The sequence below is a fragment of the Mycobacterium simulans genome (assembly GCF_900232995.1).
In the GTDB taxonomy this organism is placed as follows: Bacteria; Actinomycetota; Actinomycetes; order Mycobacteriales; family Mycobacteriaceae; genus Mycobacterium; species Mycobacterium simulans.
The window spans coordinates 435,812-454,908 of sequence record NZ_OCVX01000005.1; the positions used below are offsets into that span (position 1 = coordinate 435,812).

11 protein-coding genes and 1 CRISPR repeat array are annotated in these 19,097 nt (G+C 62.9%); of the genes, 1 reads left to right on the forward strand and 10 read right to left on the reverse strand.

What is annotated here, in order from left to right; genetic code table 11:
- Window positions 1–68: 68 nt before the first annotated feature.
- Both gatA and gatC read right to left on the reverse strand, forming a co-directional pair.
- Window positions 69–1,550, reverse strand: a complete 1,482-nt coding sequence (gatA, locus tag MSIMFI_RS20585) for an Asp-tRNA(Asn)/Glu-tRNA(Gln) amidotransferase subunit GatA (RefSeq protein ID WP_191499102.1) — start codon at window positions 1,548–1,550, stop codon at window positions 69–71.
- A gap of 8 nt (window positions 1,551–1,558) precedes the next feature.
- Window positions 1,559–1,858 (reverse strand): Asp-tRNA(Asn)/Glu-tRNA(Gln) amidotransferase subunit GatC, encoded by a 300-nt coding sequence (gene gatC / locus MSIMFI_RS20590; protein WP_186245651.1) that lies wholly within the window; start codon window positions 1,856–1,858, stop codon window positions 1,559–1,561.
- A 154-nt stretch (window positions 1,859–2,012) separates the two neighbouring features.
- Between gatC and MSIMFI_RS20595 the strand changes: the two genes are divergently transcribed.
- Window positions 2,013–2,669, forward strand: coding sequence for an ACT domain-containing protein (locus MSIMFI_RS20595; RefSeq protein WP_186242216.1), 657 nt, complete (start codon window positions 2,013–2,015; stop codon window positions 2,667–2,669).
- Here the strand turns inward: MSIMFI_RS20595 and MSIMFI_RS20600 are convergent.
- The 8 genes from MSIMFI_RS20600 to cas6e form a co-directional block, all read right to left on the reverse strand.
- The gene (locus MSIMFI_RS20600; protein WP_191498904.1) at window positions 2,666–5,563 is read right to left on the reverse strand and encodes an MMPL/RND family transporter; all 2,898 of its coding nucleotides are present in this window, start codon (window positions 5,561–5,563) and stop codon (window positions 2,666–2,668) included. The two genes, MSIMFI_RS20595 and MSIMFI_RS20600, sit on opposite strands and share 4 nt — an antisense overlap.
- Window positions 5,560–5,964 (reverse strand): MmpS family transport accessory protein, encoded by a 405-nt coding sequence (locus tag MSIMFI_RS20605; protein WP_191498905.1) that lies wholly within the window; start codon window positions 5,962–5,964, stop codon window positions 5,560–5,562. Before MSIMFI_RS20605 ends, MSIMFI_RS20600 begins: the two co-directional genes overlap by 4 nt.
- A gap of 174 nt (window positions 5,965–6,138) precedes the next feature.
- Window positions 6,139–6,747, reverse strand: a complete 609-nt coding sequence (locus MSIMFI_RS20610; protein WP_191499103.1) for a TetR/AcrR family transcriptional regulator — start codon at window positions 6,745–6,747, stop codon at window positions 6,139–6,141.
- A 19-nt stretch (window positions 6,748–6,766) separates the two neighbouring features.
- The gene (locus tag MSIMFI_RS20615; RefSeq protein WP_191498906.1) at window positions 6,767–7,195 is read right to left on the reverse strand and encodes a tautomerase family protein; all 429 of its coding nucleotides are present in this window, start codon (window positions 7,193–7,195) and stop codon (window positions 6,767–6,769) included.
- A 6-nt stretch (window positions 7,196–7,201) separates the two neighbouring features.
- Entirely contained in the window at window positions 7,202–9,271 is a 2,070-nt protein-coding gene (gene ligA, locus MSIMFI_RS20620; protein ID WP_191498907.1) for an NAD-dependent DNA ligase LigA, read from the reverse strand.
- Window positions 9,272–9,790: 519 nt separating this feature from the next.
- Window positions 9,791–16,972: direct repeats of the CRISPR family, unit length 29 nt; unit sequence CGGATCATCCCCGCATTCGCGGGGAAAAC.
- A 78-nt stretch (window positions 16,973–17,050) separates the two neighbouring features.
- Window positions 17,051–17,470, reverse strand: coding sequence for a type I-E CRISPR-associated endoribonuclease Cas2e (gene cas2e, locus MSIMFI_RS20625; protein ID WP_191498908.1), 420 nt, complete (start codon window positions 17,468–17,470; stop codon window positions 17,051–17,053).
- Entirely contained in the window at window positions 17,467–18,417 is a 951-nt protein-coding gene (gene cas1e, locus MSIMFI_RS20630; RefSeq protein WP_191498909.1) for a type I-E CRISPR-associated endonuclease Cas1e, read from the reverse strand. Before cas1e ends, cas2e begins: the two co-directional genes overlap by 4 nt.
- Window positions 18,414–19,097, reverse strand: a complete 684-nt coding sequence (gene cas6e, locus MSIMFI_RS20635; protein WP_191498910.1) for a type I-E CRISPR-associated protein Cas6/Cse3/CasE — start codon at window positions 19,095–19,097, stop codon at window positions 18,414–18,416. The genes cas1e and cas6e overlap by 4 nt, the downstream gene beginning before the upstream one ends.

Below are 19,097 nucleotides of genomic sequence, written 5' to 3' on the forward strand. Positions count from 1 at the left end.
GGTGGCGCGAGCAGACGCAGAATCGCCTAAAACGGCACGTTTTAGTGCGATTCTGCGTCTGCTCGCCGTTAGATGGCGCTCGGCAGTGGGCCGCGGGCGGCCTCGTAGGCCGCCCCCACCCGGTACAGCCGATCGTCTGCCAAGGCGGGTGCCATGATCTGCAGGCCCACCGGCAGCCCGGCGTCCGGGGACAATCCCGACGGCACCGACATACCGCAGTGGCCGGCGAGGTTGAGCGGCAAGGTGCACAGGTCGAACAGGTACATCGCCAGCGGATCGTCGACCTTCTCCCCCAGCGCGAACGCGGTCGTCGGCGTCGCCGGCGACACCAACACATCCACGGACCGGTAGGCCTTGTCGAGATCGCGGGCGATCAGCGTGCGCACCTTCTGAGCCTGGTTGTAGTAGGCGTCGTAGTAGCCGGCCGACAATGCGTAGGCGCCGATCATGATGCGTCGCTTGACCTCTGGACCGAAGCCCGCGGCTCGGGTCAGCGCCATCACTTCCTCTGCGCTGTGGGTGCCGTCGTCCCCGATCCGCAGCCCGTAGCGCATGGCGTCGAAGCGCGCCAGATTGCTCGACACCTCCGACGGCAAGATCAGGTAATAGGCGGCCAGCGCGTATTCGAAATGCGGGCAGTCGACTTCGCTCACTTCCGCGCCCAGTGTGGTCAGTTGCTCAACCGCGGCCTCGAAGGACTCGTGCACGCCGGGCTGGTAGCCCTCACCGCGCAGTTGTTTCACCACGCCGATCCGCACACCGCGCAAGTCACCAGCCGCACCTGCCTTCGCGGCGCCCACGACGTCGGGCACCTCGACGTCGATAGATGTGGAGTCGCGGGGGTCGTGGCCGGCGATCACCTGATGCAGCAGCGCGGTGTCCAGCACGGTACGCGCGCAGGGACCGCCCTGGTCCAGCGACGACGCACACGCCACGAGCCCGTAGCGCGACACCGTTCCATAGGTGGGTTTGACACCGACGGTCGCGGTCAACGCCGCTGGCTGGCGGATAGAGCCCCCGGTGTCGGACCCGATGGCCAGCGGCGCCTGGAACGCGGCCAGCGCCGCCGCACTGCCACCACCGGAGCCACCGGGCACCCGTTCGACATTCCACGGGTTGCGCGTCGGGCCGTAGGCCGAGTTTTCCGTCGACGAGCCCATCGCGAATTCGTCCATGTTGGTCTTGCCCAGAATTGGGATCCCGGCGGCGCGCAGCCGCATGGTGAGGGTCGCGTCGTAAGGAGACTGCCAGCCCTCGAGGATCCTGGACCCGCAAGTGGTCGGCATGTCGATGGTGGTGAACACGTCCTTGAGCGCCAGCGGCACCCCCGCCAGCGGCGATGGCAGCTGCTCGCCGGCGGCCACCTTGGCGTCGATTGCGGCCGCCGCGCTCAATGCCTGGTCGGCCGCCACATGCAGGAAGGCGTGATACCGGTCATCGGTCGCCTCGATCTGGTCCAAACAGGCCTGGGTGAGCTCGACCGACGACAGCTCCTTGACGGCGACCTTGGCGGCCAGCGTAGCGGCGTCAGCTCGCAGGATGTCATTCAATGGCGCCGTCACTCGACTTCCCCCAGGATCTGCGGAACTGCGAAGCGTCCATCGACGGCTACGGGCGCCTGGTCTAGCGCCTCCTGCTGGGTCAGGCACGGCGCGGTCTCGTCCGGGCGCGTGACGTTCACGTCCTTAAGCGGGTTGTCGGTGGCTTCGACGCCGGTGACGTCGACGGCCTGGATCTGGCTGACGTGCGTCAGGATGGCGTCGAGTTGGCCGGCGAAGCTGTCCAGCTCGGTATCGGTCAATGCCAGTCGGGCCAACCGGGCCAGGTGCGCAACCTCATCACGGGAGATGCGGGAGATCTGGGACACGAGCGAAAAGCCTACCCCGCCGCACCCGAGCCCTGAGCGTGACGCTGGCTTCACGTTCGTCGCCGAGTGTGACGCTGGCTTCACGTTCGTCGGCCAGTTCCCTGCCGAAATGCCACGGATACATCCCTGTGCAACAGTGTTGGTCGTGCCGTCGTATCTGTTACGCATCGAGCTAATCGACCGACCAGGCAGTCTAGGGTCGCTGGCGGTCGCGCTCGGTTCGGTGGGCGCCGACATCCTGTCGCTGGACGTGGTCGAGCGCAGCGGTGGATACGCGATCGACGATCTGGTGGTCGAGTTGCCCCCGGGAGCGATGCCCGACGCCTTGATCACCGCCGCCGAGGCGCTGCCCGGTGTCCAGGTGGACAGCGTCCGTCCGCATACCGGGCTGCTGGAGGCACACCGCGAGCTTGAGCTCCTCGACCATGTCGCCGCGGCCCGCGACAATGCATCCAGGCTGCAGGTTCTGGTCGACCAAGCACCGAGAATCCTGCGGGTGAGCTGGTGCACGGTGTTGCGCAGTTCTAACGGAGAGCTGCTGCGCCTCGCCGGCAGCCCGGGCGCGCCGGAGACCCGGGCGGATTCTGCGCCCTGGCTACCCATTGAGCATGCGGCGCCGCTGGATGGGGGTGCCGAATGGGTGCCGCAGGCCTGGCGCGACATGGACACCACCATGGTCGCGGCCCCGTTGGGCGACCCCCACACCGCGGTGGTGCTGGGGCGGCCCGGCCCGGAATTTCGACCTTCGGAGGTGGCTCGGTTGGGCTATCTGGCCGGCATCGTGGCGACGATGCTGCGCTAGCTACCGCGGGCAGCGTCAGTGACCGCCGGGTCGTCGTCTTCCCACAGCAACAGTTGGCGAACGGCCGGACGCGGCCCGTACGGGCGCAGCATTGTGCTGGCCGGACGCGGACGTACCCGCTGGGGCCACCAGAACCAGCGACCGAGCACGGTCGCGATTGACGGCGTCATGAAGGACCGCACGATCAGCGTGTCGAACAACAGCCCGAGGCCGATAGTGGTGCCTATCTGACCGAGAACCTGAAAGCCGCTGAACACGAACGCACACATCGTGACGGCAAAAACCAGGCCGGCGGACGTGACGACCGAGCCGGAACCGGCCATCGCACGGATGATGCCGGTCTTGAGTCCGGCACCGATTTCCTCTTTGAACCGGGAAATCAACAACAGGTTGTAATCGGATCCGACGGCCAGCAGCAGGATCACGGCCAGCGCAAGCACGACCCAGTACAGCTGGATGCCGAAAATGTATTGCCAGACCAATAAGGAGAGCCCAAACGAGGCGCCGAGCGAAAGGGCCACCGTCCCCACGATGACCAGCGCGGCGACCAAACTTCGGGTGATGATCATCATGATCAGCAGAATCAGGGCCAGCGCGGCGATTCCGGCGATCATCAGGTCGTATTTGGCGCCGTCCTGGATGTCCTTGTAGGTGGCCGCGGTGCCGCCGAGATAGACCTGGGCGCCGGCCATCGGGGTGCCCTTGACGGCTTCGTGCGCGGCCTTTCTGATCGGCTCGATATGCGAGATGCCCTCGGGGGTCGCGGGATCGCCGTCATGGGTGATGATCATGCGAGCGGCCTTGCCGTCGGGCGAAAGGAACAATTTTAGGCCGCGCTTGAAATCGGGGTTGGTGAAAACCTCGGGTGGCAGGTAGAAGGTGTCGTCGTTTTTTGCCACGTCGAAAGCGCGACCGAGTGCCGTCGCGTTTTCGATCGCCGCGGCCGTCTGGGCATAGATGCCGGACAGGGTGGCGTAGTTGGCCAGCGTCAAGTCGTGATTGGTCTGCTGGCTGGCGATTTGGGGTGGGATCAGCTCGACCAGTTTGGGCTGCAGCGCATCGAGTCGGTCCAAGGTGGCCGTAAGGTCCTCGAATTTTTCGGCGAGCTGATCGATCCCGTCGAGCGCGTCTAGCACCGACCTGATCGCAAAACATACCGGAATGTCGTAGCAATGCTTTTCCCAATAGAAGTAGCTACGAATCGGTCGGAAGAAGTCGTCGAAATTCGCGATCTTGTCTCGCAGGTCATTAATGGTGGCGATCGTGTCGTGGAAGCTTTCGGCCTCGCTGTGCGTGGTGGCCGCCAGCTCCTGCTGCAGGGCGTACTGCTGTTTGAGAATGTCGATCGTTTTCGACAGCTCCGCGGCCTGCCTCAGCACGTCGTTCGCGCGATCCCTTTGGTAGGTCAGGTTTTCGATCTGGTTGGCGCTTTGCGCACTGATCTGAAACGCGAGCGAGCTGTGGTCGAGCGGGGTGCCCAACGGCCGGGTAATCGACTGCACCTGGGCGATGCCGGGTACGTGGAACACCGCCTTGGCGACCTTGTCCAGGATGAGCATGTCGGCCGGGTTCCGCATGTCGTGATCCGTCTCGATCATTAGCAATTCAGGTTCCAACCGGGCCCGGGAAAAGTGCCGCTCGGCGGCCGCATATCCGACATTGGCCGGAGCGCTGGCGGGCATGTAGGGACGCGTGTCGTAACTCGTCTTGTATCCGGGCAGGGCGAGCAGGCCCACGAAGGCCAGCGCGCACGCCACCGCCAGCACAGGTCCGGGCCAGCGGACAATGGCCGTGCCGATCCGGCGCCATTCGCGTGTTCGCATCATGCGTTTGGGTTCGAAGATGCCCACCAGAGCGCCAAGGGTTATCACGGCTGGGGCCAAGGTGAGTGCGGCGGCAAGCGCAACGAGAATCCCCAGTGCGGCAGGAACTCCCAGGCTTTGGAAATAGGGCAGCCGCGTGAAGCTAAGACAGAATACGGCGCCGGCGACGGTCAGGCCCGAACCCAAGACGATGTGGGCCGTGCCGCGAAACATGGTGTGGTAAGCGGTTTCTCGATCCTCGCCGGCACCACGGGCTTCCTGGTAACGGCCGACGAGGAATATCGCATAGTCCGTCCCGGCGGCAATAACCAGCAATGTGAGCAGATTCGTCGAGTACGTCGACAGCCCGATGATCCCGGCGTGCCCAAGGACCGCGACGAGTCCGCGGGCGGCGGCCATCTCGATGAGGACCGTGACGAGCACCAGAAGTGTGGTGAGGAAGGAGCGGTAAACGAAAAACAGCATCACCGCGATCACGCCGATGGTTATCGCGGTGACCTTTGCGGTCCCCTTGCTGCCCACGTCAAACTGATCCGAGATGAGCGGCGCGGCGCCCGTGACGTAGACCTTGACACCCGCCGGCGGTTGCGTGTGGTCAATAATGTCGCGGACGGCTCCGACGGACTCGTTGGCCAACGCCGACCCTTGATTACCCGTGAGGTTCAGCTGCACGTACGCCGCCTTGCCGTCCGCGCTCTGTGATCCCGCCGCGGTCAGGGTGTCGCCCCAAAAGTCCTGAACGTGCTGGACATGCTTGCGGTCCCGTTCGAGCTTGCGGACCAACTCGTCGTAATAACGGTGCGCGTCCGCGCCCAGCGGCTGATCACCTTCCAGGACAACCATGGCCGTGCTGTCGGTGTCGAACTCGTGGAACCCCTGACCGATCCGTTTGGTCGCCTGCAGCGACGGCGCATCGGACATGATCAACGCCACGTTGTGGGTCTTGCCAATCTCCTCCAGTTGGGGCACCACGGCGTTGGTGACGGCGGCCAACGCAATCCAGAACAACAGGATCGGCACCGAGAGCCGGCGGATGGTGTGCGGTATGCGGGGCGGTCGCTGGTCGCTCATCCGGACTTGTCCAGGCAGAAGGTGTAGGCGGTCGGCGTGTTGACGGTGCGTTCGTCTTTGACTTCACCGTTGACGGTGATGCGGCAGCCGATGGTGTCGCCATTGCCCTGTGCCACAACGTTGCCGACCACCGCCGGCTCGGTCGTGGTGATGGTGAACGACCAGGGCAGGGGCGCATCCCGGACTTGCTGTGGCTGCGCGTTGACATCCAAGTAGTTGATGGTTGCCACGGCACCCGGTGCGCCAAAGACCTCGAGAACCACGTGCTTCGGGTTGAAAGGGACGATCTCATTGGAGATGCCACTATTGGCCGACACGTTGGTGTGCGAACCGAAGATTCCGTGAATGCGATAGATCGCAAATCCTGCGGTTGCCACGACGATCACCGCGACCAACGCCATCCAACCCCGCCTTACCCACCTCAAATCGAAATCTCCTTCACCCGTTGACCTTTCGATGATCGGGCGATACGCCTACGCCTCGGACGGCGGCGCTGCGAGCATGATCGATGCCTATGACAGTACGGTACTGAACCGTACTACACAAGAGACGCGAGCGTACACTTTCGGGGCTCATTACCCGGCGGATCGGGTGAGCCCAGGGATGATGAACTCGTCGACGAGTGCTTGCACCGTGCGGCGGGTGGGCGGACGGTTGGGGACGATCGACCGGAAGATGAGATATCCGGGCAACAGGTCCCATAGATCGTCGGTAATGGCGGCCTCGGCGATCTCACCGCGATCGAAGGCTTGTCGAAGCACGTGCTGGATCAGAGCTTTGCGCTGATCGATGAATTGACGCTGCATGGCCTCGTTGAGCGCGGGGTGGCGCGACACTTCGACGAGCACCGCGCGGATCGTGCTGGCCTGTTGGTGGGTCTGCTGGCAGATGATCTCACCGATTTGGAGCAGATCGCCCCGTAGTGTGCCGGTGTTCGGCGGGACCGCGACTTGACGGACTCCCTCGGTGAATGCGGCCAACACCAATTCGGCCTTCGAGTGCCAGCGTCGGTACACCGTGGCTTTGCTGGCACGCGCGGTGTTGGCCACGGCGTCCACCGTCAACCCGTCATAGCCGTGCTCCTGCAGCAGCTGCAAAGTCACCGCAAGCAACTCCGCCTCGCGGGGCGACCACGGCGATGCGTCCGCGGACCGGTCGGCGATCTGGGTCATAGCGCCCACGATAGATCCACCCCGGTGATCGCTACTGGCTGGCGAGGAGTTCGCCAAGCACTGCTTGGTTGCGTTCCAGCCATTCCGCCTCTTCGCCAGGGGCGGGCATGATCAGGCCTGCCTCCATGATCGAGGTGGGGTCCACGTCGTTCAGGCCGATCAACAGGGAGCGGGCATCCTGGCCGGTGATCGACACCCACGCCTGCGACAGCTCGGTGAGCAGTCGCGCCCGCGTCTCGCGATCTCTGCCGGCGCGAATGTTGCCGTTGATCACCGAACACGTGTTGGGTCGGCCGGCGGTGAAGTAGCAGGCCGGGTCGTATTGCACGAACAGGACGTTGACGAATCCGCGCGGCGCACCCGTTACGTTGCAATGAATTTCGGTGATGGCTTCTGCCAACGCGGAGCGGCTCTCCGCGCTAAGCGATCCCGCTGGGACGAGGCATTGATAGAACGGCATCAACCACTATGGCACTTCTGCCGCCTCGGTGTCAGGGGGTCCTTCCGCCAATAGTTTGCGGAACCCATCCTCGTCGAGAATGGGCACGCCGAGCTCAACCGCCTTGTCGTACTTGGATCCCGGCGAGTCCCCGGCGACGACGAAAGAGGTCTTCTTCGACACCGAACCCGCGGCCTTGCCGCCGCGCGCCACGATCGCCTCCTTGGCGTCGTCGCGCGAAAAGCCGGTCAGCGAGCCGGTGACCACGACGGTCAACCCGGCCAGCGTGCGCGGCACACTCTCGTCGCGCTCGTCGGCCATCCGCACCCCGGCCGCCCGCCACTTGTCGACGATCTCGCGGTGCCAGTCGACGGTGAACCATTCGGTGACCGCCGCGGCGATGGTCGCGCCCACACCCTCGACCGCCGCCAGCTGCTCGGTGGACGCAGCAACGATCGCTTCGAGGGAGCCGAACTCGGTGGCCAGCGCCCGCGCAGCCGTCGGCCCGACGTGGCGGATCGACAGCGCCACCAGCACCCGCCACAACGGGGCGGCCTTGGCTTTGTCGAGGTTGGCCAGCAGCCGTTTGCCGTTGGCCGACAGTCCCCCGGCCTTGGTCCGGAATAGCTCGGTGCGCAACAGATCATCTTCGGTGAGGGCGAACAGGTCGCCTTCGCTGGTAATCACCTGCGCTTGCAGCAGCGCCACACCAGCCTCGTAGCCCAGCACTTCGATGTCCAAGGCGTTTCGGCTGGCGACGTGAAATACCCGCTCCCGCAATTGCGCCGGGCAACCGCGGGCATTGGGACAGCGGATGTCGGCGTCGCCTTCCTTCTCCGGCGCCAACGTGGTTCCGCATTCGGGACATGTTGTGGGCATTACGAATTCGCGTTCGGACCCGTCGCGCAGATCGACCACGGGCCCAAGGACCTCGGGGATCACGTCGCCCGCCTTGCGGATAACCACCGTGTCACCGATCAGCACGCCTTTGCGCTTGACCTCCGAGGCGTTGTGCAACGTGGCCTGACCCACCGTCGAGCCCGCGACCTTCACCGGCGTCATGAACGCGAACGGCGTGACCCGTCCGGTGCGGCCGACGTTCACCCGGATATCGAGCAGCTTGGTCTGCGCTTCCTCCGGCGGGTACTTGTAGGCAATTGCCCAGCGAGGGGCCCGCGAGGTCGAACCCAGCCGGCGCTGCAGCGCCACCTCGTCAATCTTGACGACGACACCGTCGATTTCGTGGGCCACCTCATGACGTTGCTCGCCCCAGTAGTCGATGCGCTCCTGCACGCCGGCCATGTCATCCGCCACGGTGGTGTGCTCGGAAACCGGGAGCCCCCAGTCCCGCAGCGCCAGGTACGCGTCGTGCTGGGTAACCGGGCGAAAGCCTTCGGTGTGGCCGAGCCCGTGACAGATCATCCGCAGTTTGCGCCGAGCCGTGACCGCGGGGTCCTTCTGGCGTAGCGATCCCGCCGCGCTGTTACGCGGGTTGGCGAACGGCGCCTTCCCCGCCTCGACGAGACTCGCATTGAGCGCCTGGAAGTCTTCGAGCTGAAAGAAGACCTCGCCGCGGACCTCGAGAACTTCGGGCACCGGGTACTCGTCACTGGCGGTGAGGCGCTCGGGGATGTCATCGATGGTGCGGGCGTTCAGCGTGACGTCCTCGCCCGTGCGGCCGTCGCCTCGAGTCGCTGCCCGGGTCAGGCGGCCACCGCGGTAGACCAATGACAGTGCGACGCCGTCGATTTTGAGTTCGCACAGAAAATGTGCGGCGTCACCGACCTCGGCGTGGATGCGGGTGGCCCAGGCGCCGAGTTCCTCGGCGCTGAACGCGTTGTCGAGGCTGAGCATCCGTTCGAGGTGCTCGACCGACTCGAAGTCGGTCGCGAAGCCGGCCCCGCCGACCAGCTGGGTGGGTGAATCGGGTGTGCGTAGCTCAGGATGCTGCTCCTCGAGCGCTTCGAGCCTGCGCAACAGCTGGTCGAATTCCGCGTCGGTGATGATCGGCGCGTCGCGCACGTAGTAACGGAATTGGTGTTCGCGGACCTCCTCGGCCAGCTCCTGCCACTCGCGCAACACGTCGGGTGAGCTCACCTTGGCAGGTTATCGGAGTCGCCGGACAGGTCAGCGAGTGCCGCGGCCGCGTTGCTTGGAACCAGATTTGTCATCACGAATTCTTGCCGCGCTCAGCAAGAGGCACACTTTCGGTCGCACACAATAAAGACAGGACGCCTGGTCACCCCCGCATTCGCGGGGAACATGGCCGCTGTTTCAGCGTCCGTTTCGACGGGCCAGGATCATCCCCTCTTGCGCGGGGAGAATCTTTGCTGCTGAGTTGATAGTAATGGGCGGATCGACAAAGACTGATGTTGCATCCGCGAGGCGTCTGCCTACTCTATGTCGGCGGCACCTGAAAACTGACCCCGGCGCGGCAAGGTGGTTTCTAGGGCGGAATCACCTGCTCACTTTTCGACCGGAGCCGACACCTAGATCAATCCCGCGTTCGCCGAGTAACACGACGTGCCATTAGGCCCAGCGGCGCGGACCTTGGGATCACCTCCCGCCTTCCGCGGAGGACCACACCATGATCCTTGTGCACAACGGCCACCTGATCAGATCATCCCCGCATCCGCGGGGAACGCTCCGAGGGGGATCCACTCGATCTTCTCGAAGTACCGATCACCCCCGCATTCGCGGGGAACACTACCGGTGGGATATCAACACCACGGGTTGGGCCGGATCATCCCCGCGTTCGCGGGGAACACGTGTCCATTGAAAACGAACGAACAGCCGGCGCCCGATCATCCGGGCGGGATCATCCCCGCATTCGCGGGGAAAACTAAATATAACGGGAATGGAACAATTCAATCAACGGATCATCCCCGCATTCGCGGGGAAAACTTTCTCGCTACGGCCGGCAGTTACTCGATGAGCGGATCATCCCCGCATTCGCGGGGAAAACCTACACCCATGGGTCTACGGGCTCGACGAACACGGATCATCCCCGCATTCGCGGGGAAAACGCACGCAATTCCTCCGCCCGGTCCCGGGACATCGGATCATCCCCGCATTCGCGGGGAAAACGGACTCGGGGATTGGCGCCCGCGGTACGGGACCGGATCATCCCCGCATTCGCGGGGAAAACCGTTGCAGTTTTTGCATGCGCCTTGCAGGTTGCGGATCATCCCCGCATTCGCGGGGAAAACCGTCAACGAGTTGTCCTTGACGTCTTCCCACCAGGATCATCCCCGCATTCGCGGGGAAAACGCGCTCGAGAACCGCGCCGAAATGATGGACCGCGGATCATCCCCGCATTCGCGGGGAAAACCCGCCGAAGAATTCGGGAACCTTTTTGGTGAACGGATCATCCCCGCATTCGCGGGGAAAACCATTTCGTACCTTCTTAGGAGAGTGTTCCAGCAGGATCATCCCCGCATTCGCGGGGAAAACCTCATTGCGCAAGAGAAAGCCCCTCCCTACGACGGATCATCCCCGCATTCGCGGGGAAAACGCCGGGTGCGGTGTCGCGAGCTGGACGATGGCCGGATCATCCCCGCATTCGCGGGGAAAACTCGGGCGTGCGCGCGGCGACCTTCTCCGCGAACGGATCATCCCCGCATTCGCGGGGAAAACGGTCAACGACATTGCCCGGAATTCCTCAACGGCAGGATCATCCCCGCATTCGCGGGGAAAACTCAATCACCACGGTCGTCTTCAACGACGGGCGCGGATCATCCCCGCATTCGCGGGGAAAACCCATGGCGGGACACGACAACCTCGCCACCACGCGGATCATCCCCGCATTCGCGGGGAAAACTCGTCCATCCAGGTCGGCTCGACCCAATAAAGCGGATCATCCCCGCATTCGCGGGGAAAACCACCGGTATGCCATCGCGGGTTAGCGCTGATACGGATCATCCCCGCATTCGCGGGGAAAACCCTCTCGAAATTCACCGCGAACGCGCGAGGCTCGGATCATCCCCGCATTCGCGGGGAAAACGCGCTCGGTGATTGCCGTCATTGCGTGATTTCCGGATCATCCCCGCATTCGCGGGGAAAACTTCGGTTACGTAGTCGAAATCGCTACGAACATCGGATCATCCCCGCATTCGCGGGGAAAACGCCATAGTCACGCGCTCTAAGGCTTCCCACCCCGGATCATCCCCGCATTCGCGGGGAAAACCTCGGCTACCTTCTCCACACCCACACGTGCTCCGGATCATCCCCGCATTCGCGGGGAAAACGCACTTGTGGAAACTCAAGCCACCGAACTTTACGGATCATCCCCGCATTCGCGGGGAAAACAAGGAAGTACAGGACCACGCTTTTGGCGTCGTCGGATCATCCCCGCATTCGCGGGGAAAACTGCTGGCCGTGACCGCTCGGCGTTGCGGGTGTCGGATCATCCCCGCATTCGCGGGGAAAACCACGGGCGCCCTATCGTCGAGGTAACGAATGACGGATCATCCCCGCATTCGCGGGGAAAACCCATCGGCCATCGTGTCCAGGATGTTGGAGAGCGGATCATCCCCGCATTCGCGGGGAAAACACATGCTGGCGGCTGAGCTTGATGATCTGTTCAGGATCATCCCCGCATTCGCGGGGAAAACCTCGGCGTACTCGTCTTTGCGGGTGGTCATGTCGGATCATCCCCGCATTCGCGGGGAAAACCATGCGCACCGCCAACGGGTGAGACGTAACCACGGATCATCCCCGCATTCGCGGGGAAAACGCATTGCGTTGCGTGCGTGAGATACCCATGACCGGATCATCCCCGCATTCGCGGGGAAAACTAGCCGGATGGCTGTCGAGTCCTGCCCAATTACGGATCATCCCCGCATTCGCGGGGAAAACACGTTCACGCCGATAGCCGGGCTGATCGACAACGGATCATCCCCGCATTCGCGGGGAAAACATCAAGAGGGCAACGACATTGACTGGGCGAAGCGGATCATCCCCGCATTCGCGGGGAAAACCGAAGACGGGGTGATCACCAGTGTCGGCGGTACGGATCATCCCCGCATTCGCGGGGAAAACTCGACAACGCCATCGCCAGATACGAGTGGGTTCGGATCATCCCCGCATTCGCGGGGAAAACGTGTACGTCGAGGCAGCGGCCCGGCTGGGCGACGGATCATCCCCGCATTCGCGGGGAAAACGTACACGGTCCCATTCCAGGCCCAGTAGCTCGCGGATCATCCCCGCATTCGCGGGGAAAACGGTCCAGTGCCAAGGTTGACTAGAAGCACTAGCGGATCATCCCCGCATTCGCGGGGAAAACTTCGTCATCCGATACCTGCGCGACCATCCCGGCGGATCATCCCCGCATTCGCGGGGAAAACGCATGGACAGGATTCGAGGGCGACCCGCAAGCCGGATCATCCCCGCATTCGCGGGGAAAACGTCTCAGGTCTCCGCAATCGAGATTGATTTGACGGATCATCCCCGCATTCGCGGGGAAAACGAGGATCTGCTGGCGATGCTTTACGACGACCTCGGATCATCCCCGCATTCGCGGGGAAAACCTCAGGTTGAACTTCTTGCTGGCAGGGAAGGCCGGATCATCCCCGCATTCGCGGGGAAAACGCGTGAGCGTCGAAACCGATTGGATATACGAGCGGATCATCCCCGCATTCGCGGGGAAAACGTAGGGCAGCGCGACCAGCATCCACAGAAACGCGGATCATCCCCGCATTCGCGGGGAAAACCTTCTCCATCATCTGAACGACGCTCTGTAGCACGGATCATCCCCGCATTCGCGGGGAAAACGCAACTGAGCAGCACAAGCCTTGGGCTTGATCCGGATCATCCCCGCATTCGCGGGGAAAACGAGATTGCCTGGCCCTGGCCCTTGACTTACCCGGGATCATCCCCGCATTCGCGGGGAAAACGCTGTGACCCAGACCAGCACCACCATGGACACCGGATCATCCCCGCATTCGCGGGGAAAACGGTGGCTGGTTGCGGGTGCGCCAGGGGGCGAACGGATCATCCCCGCATTCGCGGGGAAAACGGCTGAGATCGTCGGGGGCAGCGTCCTGATCACGGATCATCCCCGCATTCGCGGGGAAAACTGGACGCAGCTGGGCCTGGCCACGGTGACCTGCGGATCATCCCCGCATTCGCGGGGAAAACTTGCGGGTGATCATCCCCTCACGGATCGCATCCGGATCATCCCCGCATTCGCGGGGAAAACCCTCCCCACGTCGGCGAGTTCGGGTCGGGCGACGGATCATCCCCGCATTCGCGGGGAAAACTTGCGGGTGATCATCCCCTCACGGATCGCATCCGGATCATCCCCGCATTCGCGGGGAAAACCCTCCCCACGTCGGCGAGTTCGGGTCGGGCGACGGATCATCCCCGCATTCGCGGGGAAAACTTGCGGGTGATCATCCCCTCACGGATCGCATCCGGATCATCCCCGCATTCGCGGGGAAAACCCTCCCCACGTCGGCGAGTTCGGGTCGGGCGACGGATCATCCCCGCATTCGCGGGGAAAACGCGTCGGGGTGCTCGTGAACAACCATGGCCATCGGATCATCCCCGCATTCGCGGGGAAAACGGCCGGACTGAAGTACATGGCCGAAATCCAAACGGATCATCCCCGCATTCGCGGGGAAAACGGACGAACTGGCATGATGCGTTCCACCAAATGCGGATCATCCCCGCATTCGCGGGGAAAACCGGGCTCACACCTCGGGCGCGGGCCACCCACTCGGATCATCCCCGCATTCGCGGGGAAAACAGCAAGTCCCTGGCCTCAAGCGTCACTTCGAGCGGATCATCCCCGCATTCGCGGGGAAAACCGTCGCCCATTGGGCCGGCGGTACCTCACCGGCGGATCATCCCCGCATTCGCGGGGAAAACCGGGAGCAGGTGTCGGTGCTAGATGTGCAGTGCGGATCATCCCCGCATTCGCGGGGAAAACGTCGCGCTGGGCTTATCGGCGACGGTGCCATCCGGATCATCCCCGCATTCGCGGGGAAAACTCAGTGACATCGCGGCTGAACCCGTAGACACCCGGATCATCCCCGCATTCGCGGGGAAAACGTTTTCGTCGAGTATCTGTTGGTGTTGCGCGGCGGATCATCCCCGCATTCGCGGGGAAAACCCATGCGGCGGTAATGCTGCCGATCAATCTCACGGATCATCCCCGCATTCGCGGGGAAAACCCCACGAACTCGTCGAGCACCTGCCGCGACAGCGGATCATCCCCGCATTCGCGGGGAAAACGACACCGGGCCACGCCCGTGACCGCGACGGTGCGGATCATCCCCGCATTCGCGGGGAAAACAGGCTACGGCACGCCACAGACCCTGTTGAGGCGGGATCATCCCCGCATTCGCGGGGAAAACGCGGAAGGTTTCGTGCCTATCCACGCTGACGACTGGATCATCCCCGCATTCGCGGGGAAAACGGCTTGAGGCGCGTGGCCCGAATTTCGTCGCTCGGATCATCCCCGCATTCGCGGGGAAAACCTCCTCTTGTGTCATACCAGCGGTTACCCGCGCGGATCATCCCCGCATTCGCGGGGAAAACCGGATACAGGCTGTTGCGGGGATTTGCATGACCGGATCATCCCCGCATTCGCGGGGAAAACATGGCCCGGCAATATTTGGTCAACGGCGTGGACGGATCATCCCCGCATTCGCGGGGAAAACAAAGCGGTTCATCAGCAGGGTAGCACGTTGAACGGATCATCCCCGCATTCGCGGGGAAAACGCCCGGATGCGCGCTCTTCTCAATAGTGACGACGGATCATCCCCGCATTCGCGGGGAAAACGGCACCATGGCCTCTCGTGGGTTGTTGCTCAACGGATCATCCCCGCATTCGCGGGGAAAACGACGAAATCGTCGAATCTGCTCGCCCCGTTCCCGGATCATCCCCGCATTCGCGGGGAAAACGACGACTTCATCGACTCCACCGCCGATCTGGTCGGATCATCCCCGCATTCGCGGGGAAAACCGGATAAACACCTTCGCCGACGCCGGCGACATCGGATCATCCCCGCATTCGCGGGGAAAACCCGATCCCCATGTCGTCGCCCGCGCCCGCAACCGGATCATCCCCGCATTCGCGGGGAAAACCGTCGGGAAATCCCCTGCCTTCATTGGCAATCCGGATCATCCCCGCATTCGCGGGGAAAACTCAAGGTGAGTTAAATCAGTATTAGTCTCCGTCGGATCATCCCCGCATTCGCGGGGAAAACATACATTCTTATGTTGATGGATTTCTGCAAGACGGATCATCCCCGCATTCGCGGGGAAAACTCCCGGCAGGATGAGATTTGGCTCTCCAATCGCGGATCATCCCCGCATTCGCGGGGAAAACCAACGGACCCTGAGATGGGTCAGGGGATCCGGCGGATCATCCCCGCATTCGCGGGGAAAACGCGGCCACGTCGTAGCTCCCGCACGCATTGCACGGATCATCCCCGCATTCGCGGGGAAAACTGGCTGCTGTGGTTGCTGCGGCTGCGGTTCGTCGGATCATCCCCGCATTCGCGGGGAAAACGCAACCCGTGCATGACAGTACTTGAGACTGGCCGGATCATCCCCGCATTCGCGGGGAAAACGCATCACCATCTACCGAGACCCCGAGATCACCGGATCATCCCCGCATTCGCGGGGAAAACACGACGAAACGCCTGACCGCTAAGGGTATTCCGGGATCATCCCCGCATTCGCGGGGAAAACGTACTCCGGTGCGCACGTCGCCGGGTCTGCGCCGGATCATCCCCGCATTCGCGGGGAAAACGCCGAGTAGTAGTGTCCAGTGCTTGCCGGACGCGGATCATCCCCGCATTCGCGGGGAAAACGCGAAACCACCGTCTGCCGACCGAAATACCACCGGATCATCCCCGCATTCGCGGGGAAAACGTCACACCACTACTGCGCGGCAGCATGATCGCCGGATCATCCCCGCATTCGCGGGGAAAACCCGAGAAGCTCCGGTATGAGCTCGCTCAGGAACGGATCATCCCCGCATTCGCGGGGAAAACAGGTGGATCTGCCCGACTCTGTTCGCCATCACCGGATCATCCCCGCATTCGCGGGGAAAACGCGTGCGGCATCCTGTAACTCGGCCGCCTGGGCGGATCATCCCCGCATTCGCGGGGAAAACCCTGGATGCGGTACGGAACGCTGGTGAGCCGCTGGATCATCCCCGCATTCGCGGGGAAAACCTCGGCGTCCCCGGCATGCCAGATCGACGTGGCGGATCATCCCCGCATTCGCGGGGAAAACGACCAGCTCGCCGACCGCGGCTGCGGTCATGGCGGATCATCCCCGCATTCGCGGGGAAAACACCGCCTGCGAATCGCCCGCGAGTTCGCCCGACGGATCATCCCCGCATTCGCGGGGAAAACCACCACAAGAGAGGCCATCGATGAAAGCCAAGCGGATCATCCCCGCATTCGCGGGGAAAACACCATGCCGGCGGCGGGGTTTTCAGTGATGTGCGGATCATCCCCGCATTCGCGGGGAAAACCTATACGGCGACACCGGCGGCGCCTCTCGCTTCGGATCATCCCCGCATTCGCGGGGAAAACGGGTCAACATGCGGGTATTTTTCCCGGAAGTGCGGATCATCCCCGCATTCGCGGGGAAAACCCGATATTGTGCGCGGCCAAGGCCTCGCCCAACGGATCATCCCCGCATTCGCGGGGAAAACCTCATCGATCGCCTTGATGAGCAAGTCCCTGGCGGATCATCCCCGCATTCGCGGGGAAAACGCGCTACTGATTTCCTTGCTCGATTTCCCGCCCGGATCATCCCCGCATTCGCGGGGAAAACCCTTGCTGACCAGGCTAGTCGCGTGCCCAGCCCCCAAATTTCAATCGGTTCTTGCGTTGCGGGGTGATGAAGTTGCCTTCATTGCTTTGGTTTCTTGAACCTCCTTCTCGCCTCCCGTCGCTTCCAAATCGTCTCCGAACCTACTCCGCCGGCTTGGCTCCTCGCGTGACCCGAGGACGGTCGGGTGTCTTTTTGTCTGGGTCGCGCGACCGGCACGTAGTCCGGCACGGTCTTTCTTCGCATCAAGGAAACACCTTCGTGGTCTACGGGTTCCCAGTCGTGGCCGTGAACCGCGAACGCGAGCCGTTGTTCGTTGCGCGCGGTGTACACCATCAAGGCGCGACCGTCGTTCACATATTCGACAACGCGCTGCCACATCAGCTCTCTAACTCGAGCCGATATGTGGCCCACAAAGACGCCCGGACTGATCTCGAGGAGCCACCGGGTCAGGTGGCCGCGCAAGCCGGTGGGAACGGCGGTGAGAACGACAACGGTCAAAACTCGTCTCCATAACCGTACGACGTTCTCCCTGCCACAGTCTCCGCGCGCTCATCCCAGAGCGCGAGGACCTCGAAGTCGAGATAGTCCGCCGGACCATCATCCGAATTCCCCACCAGCAGCCGCTGAATGTCTCCCGCACACCGACCCAGAAGTTTTAGGTCGTGCAAGCGATCTCGCATCCGTCGACGCGTCTCGGCGCCAATGTCGGCGGCAATCTCGGCGGCGACGTCGAAGGCCACCGGAATACTCAACTCTGCCTTGTACAGATCCGCGATGTCGTAGACGAACGAACGGTGATGGCCGGTGTGAATGAATCCAAGTGCCGGCGAGCAGCCAAGCGCCACGATGACGGAGTGGACGATCCCGTACAACGCCGCATTCGCCGCCGACAACGCCTGATTGACGGCATCATCATCTTCCCAGGCTTCGATGTCATATGTTCGACGCGTCCATTCCACGCCCGTCCTTCGCGAATGTTCGCGGTAAACACTGCGCACCCGAGCACCTTCGCGCCCACGTAGCTGTTGCATGGTCAGGCCGGAGACATCTTCGTCGGGAAAGCGCATCTGATACATCGCCCTGGCAACTTGCAAACGCGAGCGCGTGTTCGACACTGCCGCAGCTTGCGCATCCAGCAATCGTGAAGAACGCGAGAGAGTTTGGCCGTGGCCGTAGTAGCGCACGCCTCTTTCGCCGACCCACACCACCGTCGAACCGCTGTCAGACATCAGAAGTATCGCCTGATGCGTGATGGTTGTGCCAGGACCGAGAAGCAGTACACCCACCGATGCTGCCGGGACATGAACCGTGCCACGCTCGTCGGTGGCGGTGATGGCGTTGCTATCGCGATTAACCACACACCGCTCCAGGTATAGAAACGAGATCCGATCCGATATCCGGACAAGCTCTTTGGACTCAGTGGGCCGACGTGCGATCGAGTTCATCGCAGGCTGCTGCTTGGGCGAGCAAGGGTCAACAGACCACACCCATACGACTTGGCCCGCCCGATACCTCGAGTCAATGATCGACGCAGAGCAGCAACGTCGCAGATCTCTAGATGGCCTTCGAATGTCGCAGTCGCGATGGTAACCTGTTGGTCTTTCCTGCGAAAACGCCGAATCGATCGGTGGACCACGGCGAGGTCGACGTCTCCGTCGGCATCCGCGGAGATGTCGCGTGGCACGAGATTGAAGCCCGCATCTTTCGCACGCTCAATGAGCCATCGCTCCTGCTGTTTGATGGTCACATGCCCTAAGGGCTTGGTGTCTTCCCAGCCCTGCCTACGGCCGTGCCGCACCGGATTAGCGGCAAGCCGAAATTGCCAGCGTTGCCCGCGCTGTAACGACGCCAGCAGCGAATCGTAGCAACGAGTTTCCCAGGTTTCGGTAGTTGGCCAACCCGCTTGTTCAACAAGGTGAGTGAAGTCCGGTCGATCCGGGCTCACGGCGTAAAGCACCACCCGATGTGTGTCATAGACGTCCAGTCGCCACAGCACTCGACCTTCTTCGGTAGGTCGAGCGTCGGCAAACCCTGCCATGACGGCGGCGTGCATCGCTTGTGGCGACGACATCATTCGTCGTGCACCGCGGCGGCGTGTGTTGATCGTCATCTTTGTCAGAAACAT